Origin of the sequence: Microcoleus sp. S13C4 (assembly GCF_036700865.1) — a bacterium.
GTDB lineage: Bacteria > Cyanobacteriota > Cyanobacteriia > Cyanobacteriales > Microcoleaceae > Microcoleus.
This window is the reverse complement of record NZ_JAUBPS010000025.1, coordinates 45,047-63,284: the sequence shown is the minus strand read 5'-3', so window position 1 is coordinate 63,284 and position 18,238 is coordinate 45,047. Positions and strand designations below refer to the sequence as shown.

Sequence of the window (18,238 nt, the reverse complement as noted above, 5' to 3'; positions counted from 1 at the left end):
AGCGAGATCTTAATCGCAGCTTCAAACCCTCTGAAACCTTTATTTCTTCGCGTCCTTTGCGTCGGGGCGGTTCAATCCGATTTTTGATTAATACACAATTCCTATTTTAGCGAAATATGAGCGCTTCTGTGTCACCTGCTAGCAACAATATTTCTGCCACTGTCGAGAAGTTGCGCCGCCTCAGCCAAGTGGAGGTTCAGTCTGGTTGGAGGTACTGCGATTCTGACTCGGCTTTATCTTCGGTAAATATTTGTAACAGCCCTGTTGCTGAACTTAACAGCAAAGGACATATTGCTTGGCCGTCTGGGAAGCAAGTTTTGTATTTGGGCCAGCAATTTGTAATTCCTGACAATTTGCACGGCTATCCTGTGCGTGGTTTGCGGTTGCTGCTGGGCTTGACTTGGTGGGCAGAAGATGCTCAAATTTTTGTGAACGGCGAGTTAGTCGGACAGGGAGATTTATTTGATTTTGCCGATCGAGTTTTGTTGAGTTCGTCGGCAAATCCCGGAGATGAATTTTTAGTAATTTTGCGGTTGGTAAGTCCGGGTCACGATAGCGGTGCTTTAGTGCGATCGATTTGTTTGTACGAAGCTGCTGACTCTTCTTGTTTTGATCCGGGCTTTGTGGCTGCCGAAGTAGAGATTTTGCAGAAGTCGCTAACTCACAATTTAGAAAATGGAATTTTCCTATACCTCTCCACCGCAACAATAGCAAATCGCCCCATGTTTGTCAAGGGGGAAACGCTGAAATCTGAGATTGATTTGGCGATGGGTTTGATTGATTGGTCGGCAGTGTGCGATCGCGAAAAGTTCGATCGCTCGCTGTCTGTTTTGCGGCACAATTTACTGGGATATCTGCGGGCTTTTTCTGAGGATTTAGATGAGGGAACCGCAGAGGGCGCAGAGGGCGCAGAGGGAGGAAGAAAAGATGAGGTTTTTGAGGTTGGAGAAAACGGCAACGCTACATCTATATATATAGGAGAAAATGGCGATCTGACATCTATATATACAGGTAAAATCTATTTGGTGGGCCACGCTCATTTAGACTTAGCTTGGCTGTGGCCTGTCCCGGAAACTTGGCAAGCCGCACAGCGAACTTTTGAGTCGGTATTGAAATTGCAATCGGAGTTTCCCGATTTGATTTTCTGTCATTCAACTCCGGCGCTTTATGCTTGGATGGAAGAACATCGGCCGGACTTATTTGCTGCGATTAAAAAACAGGTGGCCGTCGGACGTTGGGAAGTTGTCGGCGGGATGTGGGTAGAACCGGATTTAAATTTGATTTCCGCTGAATCAATGGTGCGGCAAGTTTTTTACGGACAGCGTTATGCAAAAGAAAAATTTGGCGAATTGATGCGGGTAGCTTGGCTACCGGATACTTTCGGTTTTGGGTGGCAATTACCTCAGATTTTGCGGCAAGGTGGAGTTGATTATTTTGTGACGCAAAAGTTGCGTTGGAATGATACAACGGAATTTCCCCACGGTGCGTTTTGGTGGGAAGGGTTGGACGGTACTAAAATATTTAGCATGATGTCTGCTCCAATTGGCGAAAGTATAGACTCTGTTAAAATGGCAAGTCATGCTTTTGACTGGCAAGCTAAAACTAATTTGCAAGATACTCTTTGGTTGCCTGGGGTTGGCGACCACGGCGGTGGCCCGACTCGTGATATGTTGGAGGTGGCGAAACGCTGGAAAATGTCGCCTTTTTTCCCGAAGTTGGAGTTTGCAAAAGCGGTTGATTATTTGTCTTTGATTGAGAGTCAGTTTTTGCCCGAACTTGGGACAACTAAGTCCGAAAGCTATGTTCCACAATCCGACTATCAGGAGAATTTACAGGCGCGAGAATTGTCAAACTTGTCGCCCATTTCGGATGCAAATCCTCCCTTCTCACAACTCAAAACTCTCCCTGTTTGGAAAGACGAACTTTATTTAGAATTCCACCGGGGTTGCTACACGACTCACGCCGACCAAAAACGCCAAAACCGCCGCTGCGAAGAATTGCTCTACCAAGCGGAGTTGCTGTCTTCGCTGGCCACGATTTGTACTGGGGCAGTTTATCCGAAATCAGAATTAGAATCAGCTTGGAAACAGATTTTGTTTAACCAGTTTCACGATATTTTGCCCGGTTCTGCGATCGCCCAAGTCTACGCGGATGCTAATCTAGCCTTTGCCGAGGTCGATCGCACTTGTCGCGAAATCCTGTCAAAATCTTTGGATGCAATCTCGGCTCAAATTTCTCTCCCGAATCCCCCGCAGCCCGACGCTCTACCGATTTTTATTTTCAATACTCTCAATTGGTCGCGCTCTGAGGTTGTCGCCGTACCGCTTCCCGATGCTGCTGATTCAGCTTGGCAAATTTACGATTTTTCAGGACAGCGATTGGGGTCGCAGATGGAAAAGGGCGATCGACCGCAATCGCACTCTACACTGTTATTTTCGGCAAATAATATCCCCGCCGTTGGCTACCAGGTGTTTTGGCTGTGTCGCGAAGACGATCAAACTGTGGATAATGTGTCCGCGAGTCCAGAAACCGAAAAAAAGACAGAGTTATCAAAACTTACATACGGTATAGCAGAAAAAAACACAGTTAGTCAAGAAACGCATTTTGCAGCCGCAGAAATGGTTTTAGAAAATGAATTTATTCGGGCAACCGTAGACGGAAAAACCGGGGATTTATCCAGCATTTGGGATAAAGTAAATAACCGAGAAGTCCTGAATGCAGCAGGCGGCAATCAACTGCAAGCATTTCAAGACAGTGGTCAATATTGGGATGCTTGGAACATCGATCCAAATTATGAAAAACATCAGTTACCCGCGGTCACACTCAAAGAGATGGCTTGGGTAGAGGAGGGAGAAATACGGCAGAGTTTGCGCGTAATCCGACAAATTGGCAAATCGGAGTTTTGCCAAGATTATATAGTAGAAATAGGTTCGCCACTGCTGAAAATCAAGACAGTTGCAGATTGGCAAGAAACTCACGTTTTAGTAAAAGCAGCCTTTGGGTTAAATGTAGAAGCAGATTTTGCAACTTGCGAAATTCCCGGCGGTGCGATTGCCCGCACCACCAAACCACAAACAGCCGGCGAAAAAGCCAAATGGGAAGTGCCGATTTTGCGCTGGACTGATATCAGCAATGACGGTTTTGGAGTGAGTTTGCTCAATGATTGCAAATACGGTTGCGACCTTCAACCGAATCAAATTCGCTTGACTTTGCTTCGGGGTTCGACTTGGCCGGATGAACAAGCAGATGTAGGAGTTTCGGAATTTACTTGTGCAGTCTATCCCCATGCTGGAAATTGGCACGACGCCGGCACAGTTCGGCGCGGTTATGAGTTGAATTCGCCGCTGCTAGTACAGGTGTTGCCGCAGTTAGGAGAAAATCGGAACAAGAGTTTACCCGCAGTGGGTAAGTTCTTGGATTTGTCGGCAGACAATTTAGTGTTGATGGCGTTTAAACAGTCGGAAGAAAATTCTAATGTGTGGATTTTGCGGTGTTGTGAATTCGAGGGGAAAGAGGCTCTGCTAGAATTGAATAGTGATTTGGGATTAGAAATTGTAGAGCCAGTAGATTTGTTAGAACGACCGGCCAATTTGTCTGAAAAGCTGCCGGAAGGGCGAGGATTTAAGATAGAGCCTTGGAAAATCGCGAGTTTTGGAGTTGTAACGAACCGCGAAGGCGCGTTAGGCGAAGCCGCGCGTAAGCGCTAGGACGCGAAGGAAGAAGGGGAAGGGAAGAGATGAGGGGATTATTGGCTGGTTAAATGGTAAATTTAGGGTACTGTCGATCGCTCTACGAATTCAAGCCAAAAATAAGCTATTCCCAAAGTAACGAAAGTCAGGGGCAGCCCGAACCGTAAATGTTCCTTAAAAGTCAAACGCTCACCTGATTTCCCTGCAACTTCAGCTACAATTAAATTAGCCACAGAACCCAACAAAGTTAAATTCCCCGCCAGAGTAGAACCCGCCGCCAACAACAGCCAAGCTTGTGTATCTGTTTTGACAATCACGGATTGCAGAACTAACACCGTCGGTACGTTAGAAATTAAGTTAGAAAGAATTACTGTTACTCCCAACAAATTCAGCGGCGTATTAGTCAAATTAGTTAAATTGTCCAACAAACCCAGTTGTTGAGTTGCTTTAGTCACCACAAACAATCCCGCAAACATTACTAGCAAATTCCAGTCAACGCCTTGCAAAATGCGATCGGACTTGACACGCCTAGTAATTAACAATATACTGGCAGCTATCCAGGCAGATTCTGCTAAAGGTGCTCCCCCTAAAAAAGCTACCAACAGTCCTGCTGTCACCCACAAACTTTTTGCCAGTAAAGGCTTGAACAAACGATACCGGACTTGAGTAATCTCCGGCAAAGATTTGCAAGAACGCACTTCGGGATAAAGCAAGTATAGCCAAGCTACTTGAACCAGCAAACAAATTAAAGCTACTGGTGCGAGAGACTGGGCAAATTCCAAATAACTAATTTCCGAAAAAGAACCGACGAGAATATTTTGCGGATTCCCACTCACAGTCGCCACCGAACCTAAATTAGTACCTCCGGCTAAAGCCAAAATATAAGGGATAGGATTGAGAGACAAAGAGCGAGTCAGACTCAGTGTTAAAGGGGCCAGCAAAATAGCAGTAGTGTCGTTAAGAAAAAATGCCGAGAGAATGCCACTGCCAAAAGTAACGGCCACCATAATGCCGAAAGGAGAACGAGTAAAGCTAGTTAAAAACTCCAAAGCAAGTTGAAAAAAACCCGATGCTCCCAAAGCCGAATTAACGATCATCATTCCCAGCAAAAAAACGATCGTACCAGGGTCGATCGCCTCCCAAGCAGTTTTCAGGTCGAGTATCCCCAAAGCCACCGCAAAACCTGACCCGACAATTGCCACCGCCGCCCGGTTCATTCGCAGCCCCGGCAAATATCCCAAACCGAATCCCAAGTAGGTCAGTCCCAATACTAGATATTTGAGTGTTATCATATATACTTAAAACTATTGATTGCCGCTTTTTTCCATTGTCTAGGATGCTAAAAGTACAGACCGAGTAATTGTAGCTAAACCTGCTGGCATTGCAACTAGCGGGAAATATTGCCGAGAGACGGTCTACCAACTACAAACAAACAAAGTGGTTGCATGGGGAAGCGAAAACCAGCACGCTGGACAAGCTGTAATTTTGTTACAACTTGTAACTTTTTTTAAACAACAGGTTTAATTTAGTTTCACAAGAAAGTTAAATTCCAGAAAGTAAAATTAATTACAGTCGAGTTAAGCCAAAAGTGTTTGCTAAAAAAATTAATTCAAGCAACCCAGAAACCAACAACTCTCACTTGACCCGCACTGACGGCGAGTTCGCAGCAGCAAAACAGTCGTGCAGCAAACAAGTCGAACTGGATTGGTATAGAACTCTCTACGACAAATTTCCGGGCATTTACTTTGTTCTAGACGCTTTGGGAAGAGTTTTTTCCCTCAATCAATTCGGCGAGGCGAGACTAGCCTACAAATCGCAGGAATTAATTTGTCATTCAATTTTTAACATATTTTCCTGCCAATATCAAGGAAAAATGCAAAGTGAATTTGCCGGATTGGCACAGCAGGAAAACGGTAAGCAAACTCCAACAGTTGCTTGTTGGGAAGGCTGCTTGACTTGCAAAGACGGCAGGATTATCTGGGTAAAAGCTACCGCGCGCGCAATGCCTGCGGTAGATTGGAAAATAGAGGAAAACACTCATGGTCATTCACTTGCCAATTTCCAACGGCCAGCGGTACTGTTAGTTTGCGAAGAAATTAATGCTGCTTCGCAGTCATCCACGCTATCGGCGCAGCCCAAGCACAGAGAAGAAAATTGGCGTAGTCCAACTTGGGCGATCGCAAAATTAGCCAAAAGTCAACTTAAAGAACGCAACAATCTAGAAGAATTCATCCGCGAAGTAACTGAAACCGCTGTCAATATTGTCAACTGCGATCGAGCCAGTATTTGGCTGTACGGCGAAGACCAAACGCAGCTTCACTGCATCGACCTTTACGAACAAAATACTAAACTCCATTCCGTACAAATAATCATCACAGCCGCCGACTGTCCGGCATATTTTCAAGCTTTAAAATCCGCAAGTGCGATCGCAACGGTGTCCGCCGAAAATGACCCGAGAACACAAGAACTTGTCGGTCTTTATTTTGCCGATCGGGACACGACTTCCCTGTTAAACGTACCTATTGTGCTGGCAGGTCAAAGGTTGGGAATAGTCAGCGCCGAACGCCACGGTTCCGACGGTGATTGGACAGAAGAAGAACACGAATTCATCCAAATATTAGCAGACTTTGTATCCTCAAGTTTGTCAGCTAGCGAAAAGTTAAAATTAGAAACAATAAGGCACGAACAGCAGCAAAACTTGCTCACCCAATACTATGATCAACTTGAAGAGAGAGTAGAAAGACGCACTGCTGAACTAAAAAAAGCCAACCAAAAACTGCAAAAAGAAATAATTAAAAGAAAACAAGCAGAAGCAGAAATACGCCGACAGCAACAAGAACAGCAAATTATTTTTGATTCCGTGCCGGCGATGATTTGGTACAAAGATACCGAAAGCCGCCTGCTGCGAATTAATCAAGCTGCCGCAGCCTCAAGAGGTTTACCTGCAGCTCAATTAGAAGGTAAATCTTTTTATGAAATCTATCCAGACGAAGCAGAGCAATATTATTTAGAAGATTTGGAAGTAATCCATTCTGGCCTTCCCAAACAGGGCAAAGTCGAACTGCTACCAACTGTCTCGGGTCAAAAATGCTGGGTGCGGACAGATAAAATACCTTACCGCGATGAAACAGGTAAAGTCGCTGGTGTAATCGTGTTTGCAGTAGATATTACTGATTTAATTAGAGTCGAAAAAGAACTGCGAGAATATCGCGATCGCCTCGCAGAAAAAGTTGACAAACGTACTGCTATGTACAGGCAAGCCATGACCGCTTTGTACTCGGCAAATACGCAACTGCAACAGCTAATTAACAACAGCTACTCCTCTGGCGAAAATGGCAGCAGCCACTCAGCAGCGCGCTTGCTCGAATGCGAAGCTTATTTTGAAGCAGTTGCCGTGGCTGACAGGGACACAATTTTGAGCGTCAGCAGTAATTTTGCCCAACTTTTCGGTTACGAACCTGCGGAAATGGTGGGAATGAGCTTGCTGGAACTACTGTCGCCGAAATCATACAAACAGGCGCCGCAAATGATTTCGGCGGCCAGTAATACAGTCTGTGAAACTATTTTTCTCAAGCGAGATGGAACTGCTTTCCCCGCTGACGTTCGCAGCAAATTCGTATTGTGGGAAGGTCGTTTAGTACAGGTGAAAGCAGTCCGAGACCTCACGGAACGCAAATTGACCGTAGCAGAATTAGAGCGATCGCGGTCTCTGCTGCACGCTACCTTGGAAGCAACTGCCGACGGCATTCTCGCCGTTACTACCGCCGGAGAACTGATTAGTTTTAACGAAAAGTTAGTCCAAATGTGGGGAATTTATGAAGAAGTTAGAAACTCAATGGATAGAACGGTGCGGCTGGCATTTCTGACTAAGCAAGTTAAAGATCCGAGGGCTTTTTTGCAGAGAGTTAAAGAATTTTATAGCGATGCAGAGTCGGAAGGTTGCGATATTCTCGAATTTAAAGACGGCCGCACTTTTGAGCGCTACACCCAGCCAATCCGAGTCGGGCCAAATATTATTGGCAGGGTGTGGCGCTTCCGCGATATTACCTCTCGCGAAAAGGTAACGGCAATGTTGGGAGATTCTCAAAGGCGCTTTCGGGCAATTTTTGATTCTTCTTTCCAATTTGTAAGCTTGTTGAAACCGGACGGCACTCTGCTGGAAGCTAACCAAACTTCTCTGGATTTCGCGGGAATTAAGCTACGGGATGTGGCAAATAAACCGTTTTGGCTATTGCCCTGGTGGGGAGATTCTGAGGAAGTTCAGGAACAGTTGCAAGAGGCGATTTCTCGATCGGCAAAAGGCGAATTTGTCCGCTACGAAGTGGAAGTTCAAGGTGTAAATCGGACGGCAATTGTTGATCTTTCTCTCAAACCTGTCGCGGATGAAACGGGCAAAATAGTATTGTTGTTGCCCGAAGGCCGGGACATTACTCAAAGTAAGCAAGCCCAAGTTGCACTGCGGCAACAAATAGAAAGGGAACGCCTGATCGGGCAGATTCAATCGCGCATCCGTTCTTCTCTCGATATCCAAGATATTCTCAACACTACAGTAGCGGAAGTGCGGGAGTTTTTGGCAACCGATCGCGTGCTGGTTTTCCGCTTCCGACCCGACTGGAACGGAGATGTGGTGGTGGAGTCGGTTGGAGAAGGATGGATTCCACTCAAGGGGATGGGAATTGATGATTGCTGTTTTGCCACTACTTACATCGGACAGTATTTAAAGGGCCGCATTCGCGCCATAGAGGATATTCACACTTCTAATTTGAGCGAGTGTCACCTTAAATTTTTGGAGGCGTGTCAGGTGAAGGCAAATTTGGTAGTGCCGATTGTCCAGCAGGGGATAGAACCTAGGGAAGGTAACGGTTCTTGTCAAGTGCCGAAGTTGTGGGGTTTGCTGATTGCCCACCACTGTTCGGCACCCCGCCAGTGGCAGCAGTTTGATGTGGATTTGCTGAGTCAGTTGGGTACTCAAGTTGCGATCGCGATCGAACAATCTTTACTTTACCAGCAGCTAGCGGCGGCCAACCAGCGGTTGGACGGGTTGGCGAATTTGGACAGTCTGACTCAACTAGCTAACCGCCGCCGTTTTGACGAGGTGATCAACCGAGAATGGGAGCAGTCGAGCTCTTTGGAACCGCTATCTTTGATTATGTGCGACATTGACTGTTTTAAACTTTACAACGACAATTACGGCCATCAAGCCGGGGATGCTTGTTTGCAGCAAGTGGCGCGGGCGATCGGAGATGCTTGCACAAACGCACCCGCAGAACGCCTCTATTTGGCTGCTAGGTACGGTGGCGAGGAATTTGGGGTAATTTTGCCAAATACGGATATCGTCGCTGCACAGGCTGTTGCTGAGGGAATCCGCAGCCGCGTCAAAGCCTTGGCAATTCCCCACATCAAGTCTGTTGTCAGTGATTCTGTGACTCTGAGCATGGGAGTTGCGGCCGTTTCGCAAAGTCAAAATTCCCCGAAAATGTTGATTGAAGCTGCGGATAAGGCACTGTATCGAGCTAAGTCTGGCGGGCGCGATCGAGTAGCTATTAGTGATTAGTCAGTAGTCAGGTTATTGGAGATTTTAGATTTTAGAATTGGGAATGACTGATGAAGCTGGTCGTTTGGAGCTTGTCTACAGTTGTATTCTTTTTTCAAACTGGCACTACAAAAAAAAGCGATCGCCCTAACTGGCATAAAGTTAGTGCGATCGCGGTACTATGAATCAGCTATTTATCTATCAGATGCGGCGCGGAATTTTTACGCATTTCCACCAAGATTGTTACAAGACTTCACAGAAAGAGGGGCAGAGTGAGAGATTCGGAAATTTTTCCTTCTAATAACCAATAACAGTCAACAGTCAACCGTCAACAGTCAACCGTCAACTGACAAAAGTTTTTGAAACACCTCATACATATCCTCAGCCAACTTTTTAGGATTCCACAAAGGTGCGAGATGTTCTGGCTGCTTAGATTTTATTAAATGCTCTTTCACCGCATTTCTGAAGCCAGCATCGCGGCCAAACTTAACTCCCCACTGCGTGTATTCCTCCCAAGTCCACGCCGCACCAACATCAAGATTTGCACTTTTCAGAAAAGCATAACCCATGCGCGAAAGATATTGGTCGCCGGATCGAGTTACCACTGGCAAATTCGCCCACAAAGCCTCTAAATTGTGAGTCCCGCCGTTGTAAGGATAGGAATCTAAAAGCACGTCAGCTACATAATAAATAGCGCGGTGTTCTTCTTCACTTCTGGTTTGCCCTATAAACTTAATCCGACCAAAATCTACTCCCTGAATGTCGCATTCTTCGCGGTAAGTGCTGTGAATAATATCGGGGTCGCCTTGACCTTTGCGGATTAACAAACTATCTGGTACTTCCTTAAGGATTTTAACTTGAGCTCGTACCATTTCGGGATTAGTTTTTCTCCCTGGCGCGACGCACAGATAAGTCATTTGATCCAAGCCAATTCCGAGAGCATTTCTAATCGCCTCTCGATTTACCGGAATGCTTTGCAGTGCGCCAATTGCTACCGAACAAACAGGCAATCTTACTACCTGTTCTAAATAATTTTTTTCTACACCAGGGGGGTGAGTGTGTTCGTCACAAAGAAAGTAGTGATTATCAGAAATGTAAGGCGCGTCAAATCCTAGCCAAGAAACGCAAATTCCCGCAGGATATTGATACAGCACTTCGACATTTGTCGGTACTGTCATCGAGTCTAAGTCTATCAAAACATCCAAGTTGTCTTGCGCTACTTCGGCGAGGATTTCGCCGCCATCAGCAAAGCCGTTTGGATATTTTTTAGGCCAGTAAAACTTGCCCGCCATGTCTTCAAACCGCTGCGTAACTTCATCTCGGTGGAGTTTGCCGGTGACGTAAAGGTGAACATGGGGGGTGATGTGGCTTAATTCGCGAATTAAAGCTTCGCTGCACCAGCCTACTGAGTGGCGGCGGAAGTGTTTGGAAAGGAAGCCGATTTTTAAAGGACGCTGTTCTTTTGTTTGGTAATTAGCTAGGTTGCTTCTGTTAACTTGCTGGCGCTGCGGGACAGCTTTTTGGTAGTATTCTTTGGCAATGAGTCTGTAGAAGCTGGCATTTTTTTCGCGGTTGTCTCGCAGGTGAGAAACTGCAAACAGGAAGATTTCGTAGAGCAGTTTTAGTTCGATTACGCTAAAAGTTTCGACCTTTTCGTAGCAGAGTTTTTCGATTTCTTCGAGTTTCTGAATGGCCTGTTTGCTGACACCTGATTGCAGGTAGGAAAAGACGTAGGCTGTAGCTGACATGATTGGGGCATTTTCGCCGCAGTTTTCGCAGTATTTGTCGGCTACGCTACGGGCTCCGGCGAGGTTGGTGGAATGGCTTAGCAAGTCGCACAATTGTTGGTAGGCTTCGCTAAATTTGGGGTTGCATTGGAGCGCCTTTTCAAAATTGGCGATCGCCTCCAACGGCTTATCTTGTTTCTGAATGTGTCCCATGCGGCAGTAAACCTCTGCCCAATCCGGTTTTAATGCCAGGGCTTGCTGATAGCTGGCTAAAGCTTCTTCCAGCCGCCCCTGCATGGAAAAACAACTGCCGAGGTTAGCGTGAACTTCCGGCCAGTCGGGCTTGATTTTCAGAGTATTTTGGTAATTAGTAATTGCTTCGTCGTACTTGTTTTGCTGTAAAAAAGAATTGGCTATATTGAAGTGCAAAACTTCTAATTGCGGCTTTAAAGCTACAGCTTTCTGATAGTAAGCGATGGCGGCGTCGAGATTGCCTTGTTGCGATCGCGCGCTGCCGATGTTACCGTAGGCTTCGGCCCAATCCGGTTTAATGGCGATCGCTTTTTCGTAGCATTCGATGGCTTCGTCGCGCTTTCCTTGGCTGAAAAGTCGATTACCTAAGTTAAAGTGGAAGTCTGCACCGACTAGCTGCGGGTTGAGTTCGGATGTTTTTTTAAAACAGGCGATCGCTGCTTCGATGTTGCCGTGTTTCTGATATACTTTCCCTAAGTTCCAGTGAGCGCCCGCTAAATCTGGACTGAGGGCAATGGCTTGCTGGTAATGGGCGATCGCTTCTTCCAAACGCCCCATTTTGAAATACATACTGCCGATATTGGCGCGCACTTCCGCAAAATTTGGCCGCAATTCTAGGGCTTGAGAATACGATCGAATCGCAGCTTCAGTTTTGCCTACTGCTTGCAGGGCATTGCCTAAAGTGACATAAGCGTGAATGAAATCTGGTCGGATTTTTATCGCTTGCTGACAAGCTGCGATCGCCTCTTTAATTTTACCTTGAACTAAAAAGTTTTCGGCGAGTTTTTTGTACGGTTCTACTTCTTGAAAATTAGCAACTTGTCCGCTATCAGGAACATTGAGCGAGGTAACTTGTTCGGAAAGTTCGGCGGGGTTTGTAAAGGGAGTATTTAAAGTCTCAGTGGTGGGCGCTGGCGGCAAATTGATGCTCGAAGGCTGCAAGCCATAGCCTTCATCTTTGTTGACAGATACTGGTTGCTGTTCGCCTGATTCTGTTTCTAATTCGATAAAGTTGCTGTCAGTAGTTTCCCGCTCTTTTTGTGCGAGCAAACTCGATAGTTTCTCAGCAGCGCTGGCATCTCCAGGTTGCAGTTGCAGCACTTTTTGATAGCAAGCAATTGCTGCATCTAACTTTCCTTGCTGCTGCAAAACGCTGCCCAGCATCATATTAACCGAAGACAATTGAGGATTAATCGCAAGAGCTTTTTGGTAATAATTTGCCGCCTGTTCCAATTGCCCTAACTTGTAATACATACTGCCGAGATTCGCGCTGGCTTCAGCAAATTCCGGCTGAATTTCTAAAGCTTGCAAGTAAGCTTGAATTGCCATTTCCAGTTTGTCTTGACTGTGCAGGGCATTGCCTATTGTCAAGTAAGCAGGAGCAAAATTGGGTTGAAATTTAAGAGCGACATTACAAGAGGCGATCGCCTTTTCAAATTTTCCTTGCAAAACATAAACTTCCGCCAACTTTTTATGAACTTCTGCATCTCCTGGATTCAACTCTAAAGCTTTCTGATAGTTCTCGATTGCGCCACCGAGATCACCTCGATCTTTCAGCCAATTTCCCTTTTGAAAATAATCTCTCACTGCCTCTAAACCTACTAAAGAATTCCCGATCATTTTCTCTGCCACTCTTACAGGTTTTACACTAATACTATTCAGCCATTCTAACCACTCTCGGGATCGCACAGACCAAATACACCCTCGATTTATATATTCTACCTGCTGTCTCAGATGATTTTCAGCAGTTGCGCCACTCCCACCCGCACCCTCTTTTAAAACTCCGACTGTCGCCTCTAAAAACCGCCTTGTATATCCCTCCCAATCTGGTTTACCGGCACGCTTCCAATTAGTTATCGATGCAAAATTTTCCACCCCTGACATTGAAACTAGACGGGCAAATCCAGCAGTTGTTTCCGGCAAAGCTGCCAATTCACTCGTCACAATCCGGCAACCGATGGCCATCGCCTCCATCACGGCAATAGATGAGGTTTCTAAATAGGTATTCGGGTAAGCTAAAACCGCGACTGAACGCAGTTGCCGGACGAGTTCGGGTTGCGGTACGGAACCGACGTACTCGACGCCTTCTGTTTCCTGACACTGGCGGTAAAGTTGACCGAAAAAAAGCTTGTTATCATTGTCGTCTATTTGGTGTACTTTCATGCTTGAAAATACTTTTAATCTGGTTCCGGGGACAGCTTGACGAATTTCGGGAAAGACTTTTAACAAAATATCGAGTCCGCGAAATGGAGTGCTGGTGTAAGCTAGAACTGGCGGTCGAGATTTATGAGAGAGGATAGGAATATTATCGGGGAAAATATTAGCAAAACAAGGGGCGATCGCATTTCTTAAAACACAACTGCGATGGAATTCAATGCCAAAGCGCTGGCGAAATTGCTCCCGTTGCCACTCGCTGACAAAGACAAAAGCATCGCAAGCATTGATTTCTCGGTGATTATTGAAATCTTGGAGGAATACAAAGCCCGGTTCGTTATGAATCCACAAAATCAACTTAGTTTGATGCCCCAAAAGTGGCTTAACTTCCAGCGCTTTGCCGACTATATTGACTATAACTAAAAAATCGAGCGATCGCAGCAATTCTAAATTAGATTTGTCCCCCACCCTGCGCCTGCAATCAACGCCACGCCATATCCCAGACTCGGAAGTATTGTTGAGCAAAAATACCTCGTTTCCCTGTGCAGCCAACGCCTCAGCTAAGTAACAAATAGCCGACTGAGTGCCACCCAAAGGTTCGCGGTAAGGAGTTTCAATGTTGTAATCCCAAGTATAAGTATCGAGAAATCCGATTTTCATTAAATGGTATAATCTTAAAACTATTGAGGAGTACCGAACATGACCACAGAACAAGATCCCGTAAAATTGATGAAACAGCAAGTCGGCTTTGCTGCTGCCGATCGCGTACAATCTGGTATGATTGTCGGACTCGGCACGGGGTCAACTACAGCTTATACTATTCAAGCGTTGGGCGATCGCATAAAATCCGGTCAACTCAAAGATATCAAGGGAGTACCGACATCTTTTCAATCAGAAGTGTTAGCCAAACAATACGGAGTACCGCTGACAACACTAGATGAAATCGACAGAATTGATGTTGCTATTGACGGCGCTGATGAAGTAGATCCCCACCTCAACTTAATTAAAGGTGGCGGCGCAGCCCACACCCGCGAAAAAGTAGTCGATTACCTCGCCACTCAGTTTATTGTAGTAGTTGACAGTTCCAAAATCGTAGATAAATTGGGTTCGACTTTTCGCGTTCCCATCGAAGTTATACCGATGGCATTAACACCAGTGATGCGCGCCATTGAAAAATTGGGTGGCAAACCCGAACTCCGCATGGGTATCAAAAAAGCAGGCCCGGTAATTACCGATCAAGGTAATATGGTAATCGATGTCAAATTTGATGACATTGCCAACCCAGGAGAAATGGAAAAAAGCTTGAACAACATTCCAGGTGTGTTAGAAAATGGTTTGTTTGTAGACTGTACAGATTTGGTTTTAGTCGGCGAAATCCAAGACGGAAAACCAGTAGTACGCGAGATTTCTAAATAGTCAAAACTGCCCACTGGTGATCCAAAACTCTTTGTAGAACAGGCATCTTGCCTGTTCATGATAATGCTGTAATAACTCTTTGTGGAACAGGCATCTTGCCTGTTGAGGAGAATGCTGAAGTATAGGAGTTCCAACCCGCAAAAATACCAAAAACAAGGTTTCTTACCCTATAGCAACCACCAAGACTATTAAGAAGTTCTTAATCAGTGAAACCCTGGGGATTCTTACATCTTCCTTCTTCCTTCTTCCTTCTTCCTTCTTCCTTCTTCCTTCTTCCTTCTTCCTTCTTCCTTCTTCCTTCTTCCTTCTGCTATAGCTTTGACTTTGATTATGATGCAATATCGCAGATTCGGTCGCACAGAATTATCCATGCCCGTCTTTTCCTGCGGTGGCATGAGATATCAGTACAAATGGCAAGACGTGCCTGCCAATGAAATTCCACCAGACAATCAACAAAATCTAGAAGCAACGATTCGCTACTCGGTTGAATGCGGCATCAATCACATAGAAACTGCTCGCGGTTACGGCACTTCCGAGATGCAATTGGGGTGGATTTTGCAGAATTTTCCCCGCGAAAAATTGATAGTGCAAACGAAAGTTAGCCCCAAACCGAACTCCCAAGAGTTTCGCGAAGAATTTGATAAATCATTAGCTTATTTGCAACTGGAATACGTCGATTTACTGTCGCTGCACGGCATTAATACGTGGGAATTGCTAGAGGAGTCTATGCGTCCAGGCGGCTGCATGGATGTGGCGAAAAAATTGCAAGCAGAAGGCAAAGTGCGGTTTATTGGTTTTTCAACTCACGGCCCGACGGATGTGATTGTCAAAACAATTGAAACTAATCAATTTGATTATCTTAACTTGCACTGGTACTACATTAATCAAAGTAATTGGCAGGCTATTGAAGCTGCTAAACGTCACGATATGGGCGTTTTTATTATCAGTCCTTCCGACAAAGGCGGTCAACTTTACAACCCGCCGCAAAAATTGGTAGACTTGTGCTATCCGCTAAGTCCGATGGTGTTTAATGATTTGTTTTGTTTGTCGCATCCGCAAGTACACACTTTAAGTTTAGGCGCAGCCAAACCTGAAGATTTTAACGAGCATCTGAAAGCTGTAAAATTGTTAGATAAAGTCGATGAAATTTTGCCACCGATATTAGCCAGGTTGGAAGATGCAGCAATTAATAAATTAGGAGAAGATTGGTTTAAGACTTGGCACGTCGGTTTACCAACTATAGAAAATACTCCTGGAGGTATTAATATTTATGTGATTCTGTGGCTGTGGAATTTAGCGCAGGCTTACGATACGATCGACTATTGCAAGATGCGCTACAACCTCTTAGGTAATGCCAGTCACTGGTTCCCCGGCCAAAAAGCCGATCGCCTCGATGAATTAGACTTGCGCCGCTGTCTAGCCCACAGTCCCCACGCGGCTAAAATTCCCGGTATTCTTCAAGCAGCCGATCGGCTTTTTGGAGGCGAAGCCATCCAGCGCTTGTCCCAAGAATAATCAAAAAAAAACCCGGTTTCTGTCTCGAAACCGGGTTGGGGAACCGGAGCACGTGAGTTAGTTACGCGCACACAATTAGCCTATACTTGAGAAACTCTCACAACCATCGCCCATCCGTCTCATCCATTCGGGCGATACAACTTTTTTCTCAACTCACTCCCATTTTGCTTTAATCTGAGATAAAACAGTTAATAATTCACTTAGGTACTTTTTATGACTATTAAACGCCGAGATTTCTTGTATTTAGTGACTGCTACCGTCGGAGCTATTACCGCAGGTGCTTGCCAAGCGTCAGGAAATAATGTACCGCAAGCAAGTCCAATTGCAGAAAGTCCAAAAATAGCCCAAACCCCCGGGCCTTTTACACTGCCACCTCTGCCTTATGAATACAATGCTTTAGAACCGCACATTGATGCGCGGACCATGCAATTTCACCACGACAAACACCACGCCGCCTACGTTAAAAACCTCAACGATGCTGTCAGCAAATACCCGCAGCTCAAAAATATGAGTGCTGAAAATATGCTGCGAGATTTGAGCAAAGTGCCGGAAGATATTCGCACAACCGTGCGAAACAATGGCGGCGGACACCTAAATCACACTATGTTTTGGGAAATCATGGGTCCCAACGGCGGCGGCGAACCCACAGGGGCAATTGCAACAGCAATTAAGCAAACTTTCGGCAGTGTTGACGATTTTAAAGCAAAATTTAACGATGCCGGCACTAAGCGTTTTGGCAGCGGTTGGGTGTGGCTAGTCCGCAATAAAGCGGGCAAACTGGAGATTACAACTACTGCAAATCAAGACACGCCTTTTATAGATGGCAACTATCCAATTATGGGTAACGATGTTTGGGAACACGCTTATTATCTCAAATACCAAAATTTGCGCGCCGACTACTTAAAAGCTTGGTGGAATGTGGTTAATTGGGCGGAAATTAACAAGCGCTATGAAAAGGCGAGCGCCTAGTTCCACAAAGTTTGTTGTTGCGATCGATCGCAGACAGCCCAACAACAACAAACTTTGTTTTAAGTAGGTAGGTGCTGTAAAACGCAATTAAGTAAACGATTGTAAAATATCCTGAGCCTTAAGCGTGGCTGATTTAACCCTGTTTCCATACTGTTAGATGGTTCAGTTTAATTCCACCTACCTACTTATTTTCTGATTCTGGTGTCAAACTCGGGCTGCCCTCAATGTACAGTCCACCATCTACCTTTAACACGCTACCCGCGATGTAGCCAGCCGCATCAGATGCTAGGAAAACTGCAGCTTTCCCTAAGTCTTCCGCCAATCCCATCCGGCCAAGAGGCATTCGGTTGCTGAACGACTCAAGCAATTCGTCGCTATACCAGCGTCGCTCACCCGGAGTATCAGTCCACCCAGGCTCTAGGATGTTGACCCGAATTTTGTGCCACATCAGTTCATTGGCCATCGAAAGAACGAGGTGATGACAGGCTGCTTTGGTGGTGTTGTAGTCAATAGCACCCTTATACGGAAAATGAGCGTGCGGGGATGAGATATGGATAATCGAGCCTTGGGCCTTCCTTTCCACCATACGGCGGGCGACTATTTGACATACGTGAAACACACCGTACACCCCTATTTCTAGTGTCCGCTGTAAATCCTCAAATTTAGTTTCCAGCAAGGTGTTTCGGACGCTGGCGATCGCATTTGTTACTAGAATATCGATGTGACCGAGTTCTTGTTCGCACGTATCCACCATCCTTTCCACTTGGTCGCGCTGTGAGACATCTGCTTGAATCGCGATCGCGCGACGGCCGACAGAGTGAATTTGGTTGACTACTTCGAGTGCAGATGTTTGAGAATCGGAATAGTTGACACAAATATCTGCACCCGATTTGGCTAATTCAAGGGCGATGCCAGCACCAATTCCTTTCGAGCTACCTGTGACAAGTGCAATCTTATTGGCAAGCATAGTTAGTATTGAAAAA

General features: G+C 45.7%; 9 protein-coding genes. 5 read left to right on the top strand and 4 right to left on the bottom strand.

All coding sequences use genetic code 11. The annotated features are described in order from the left end of the window. Positions 1–116: 116 nt before the first annotated feature. On the top strand, positions 117–3,707 hold the full coding sequence (locus QT996_RS13045) for an alpha-mannosidase (RefSeq protein WP_333046982.1): 3,591 nt from the start codon (positions 117–119) through the stop codon (positions 3,705–3,707). Positions 3,708–3,769: 62 nt separating this feature from the next. On the opposite strand, the gene QT996_RS13040 is transcribed toward QT996_RS13045, so the two are convergent. After that, the gene (locus tag QT996_RS13040) at positions 3,770–4,981 is read right to left on the bottom strand and encodes an anion transporter (RefSeq protein WP_333046981.1); all 1,212 of its coding nucleotides are present in this window, start codon (positions 4,979–4,981) and stop codon (positions 3,770–3,772) included. Positions 4,982–5,277: 296 nt separating this feature from the next. On the opposite strand from QT996_RS13040, the gene QT996_RS13035 reads away from it, so the two are divergent. Further along, on the top strand, positions 5,278–9,243 hold the full coding sequence (locus tag QT996_RS13035; protein ID WP_333046980.1) for a PAS domain S-box protein: 3,966 nt from the start codon (positions 5,278–5,280) through the stop codon (positions 9,241–9,243). 314 nt (positions 9,244–9,557) lie between these two features. On the opposite strand, the gene QT996_RS13030 is transcribed toward QT996_RS13035, so the two are convergent. Next, complete coding sequence (locus QT996_RS13030) at positions 9,558–14,015, bottom strand: tetratricopeptide repeat protein (RefSeq protein ID WP_333046979.1); 4,458 nt, start codon at positions 14,013–14,015, stop codon at positions 9,558–9,560. Positions 14,016–14,054: 39 nt separating this feature from the next. Between QT996_RS13030 and rpiA the strand changes: the two genes are divergently transcribed. After that, complete coding sequence (gene rpiA, locus QT996_RS13025; protein WP_333046978.1) at positions 14,055–14,771, top strand: ribose-5-phosphate isomerase RpiA; 717 nt, start codon at positions 14,055–14,057, stop codon at positions 14,769–14,771. 224 nt (positions 14,772–14,995) lie between these two features. Here rpiA and QT996_RS13020 read toward each other — a convergent pair whose 3' ends face one another. After that, complete coding sequence (locus QT996_RS13020) at positions 14,996–15,142, bottom strand: hypothetical protein (RefSeq protein WP_333046977.1); 147 nt, start codon at positions 15,140–15,142, stop codon at positions 14,996–14,998. Here QT996_RS13020 and QT996_RS13015 point away from each other — a divergent pair. After that, a complete protein-coding gene (locus QT996_RS13015) occupies positions 15,102–16,286 on the top strand; it encodes an aldo/keto reductase (RefSeq protein ID WP_445304565.1) in 1,185 nt (394 codons plus the stop codon). The two genes, QT996_RS13020 and QT996_RS13015, sit on opposite strands and share 41 nt — an antisense overlap. Positions 16,287–16,499: 213 nt before the next feature. Continuing rightward, positions 16,500–17,255, top strand: a complete 756-nt coding sequence (locus QT996_RS13010) for a Fe-Mn family superoxide dismutase (RefSeq protein WP_333046976.1) — start codon at positions 16,500–16,502, stop codon at positions 17,253–17,255. A gap of 181 nt (positions 17,256–17,436) precedes the next feature. Here QT996_RS13010 and QT996_RS13005 read toward each other — a convergent pair whose 3' ends face one another. Then, on the bottom strand, positions 17,437–18,222 hold the full coding sequence (locus tag QT996_RS13005) for an SDR family oxidoreductase (protein WP_333046974.1): 786 nt from the start codon (positions 18,220–18,222) through the stop codon (positions 17,437–17,439). Between the last annotated feature and the right edge of the window lie 16 nt (positions 18,223–18,238).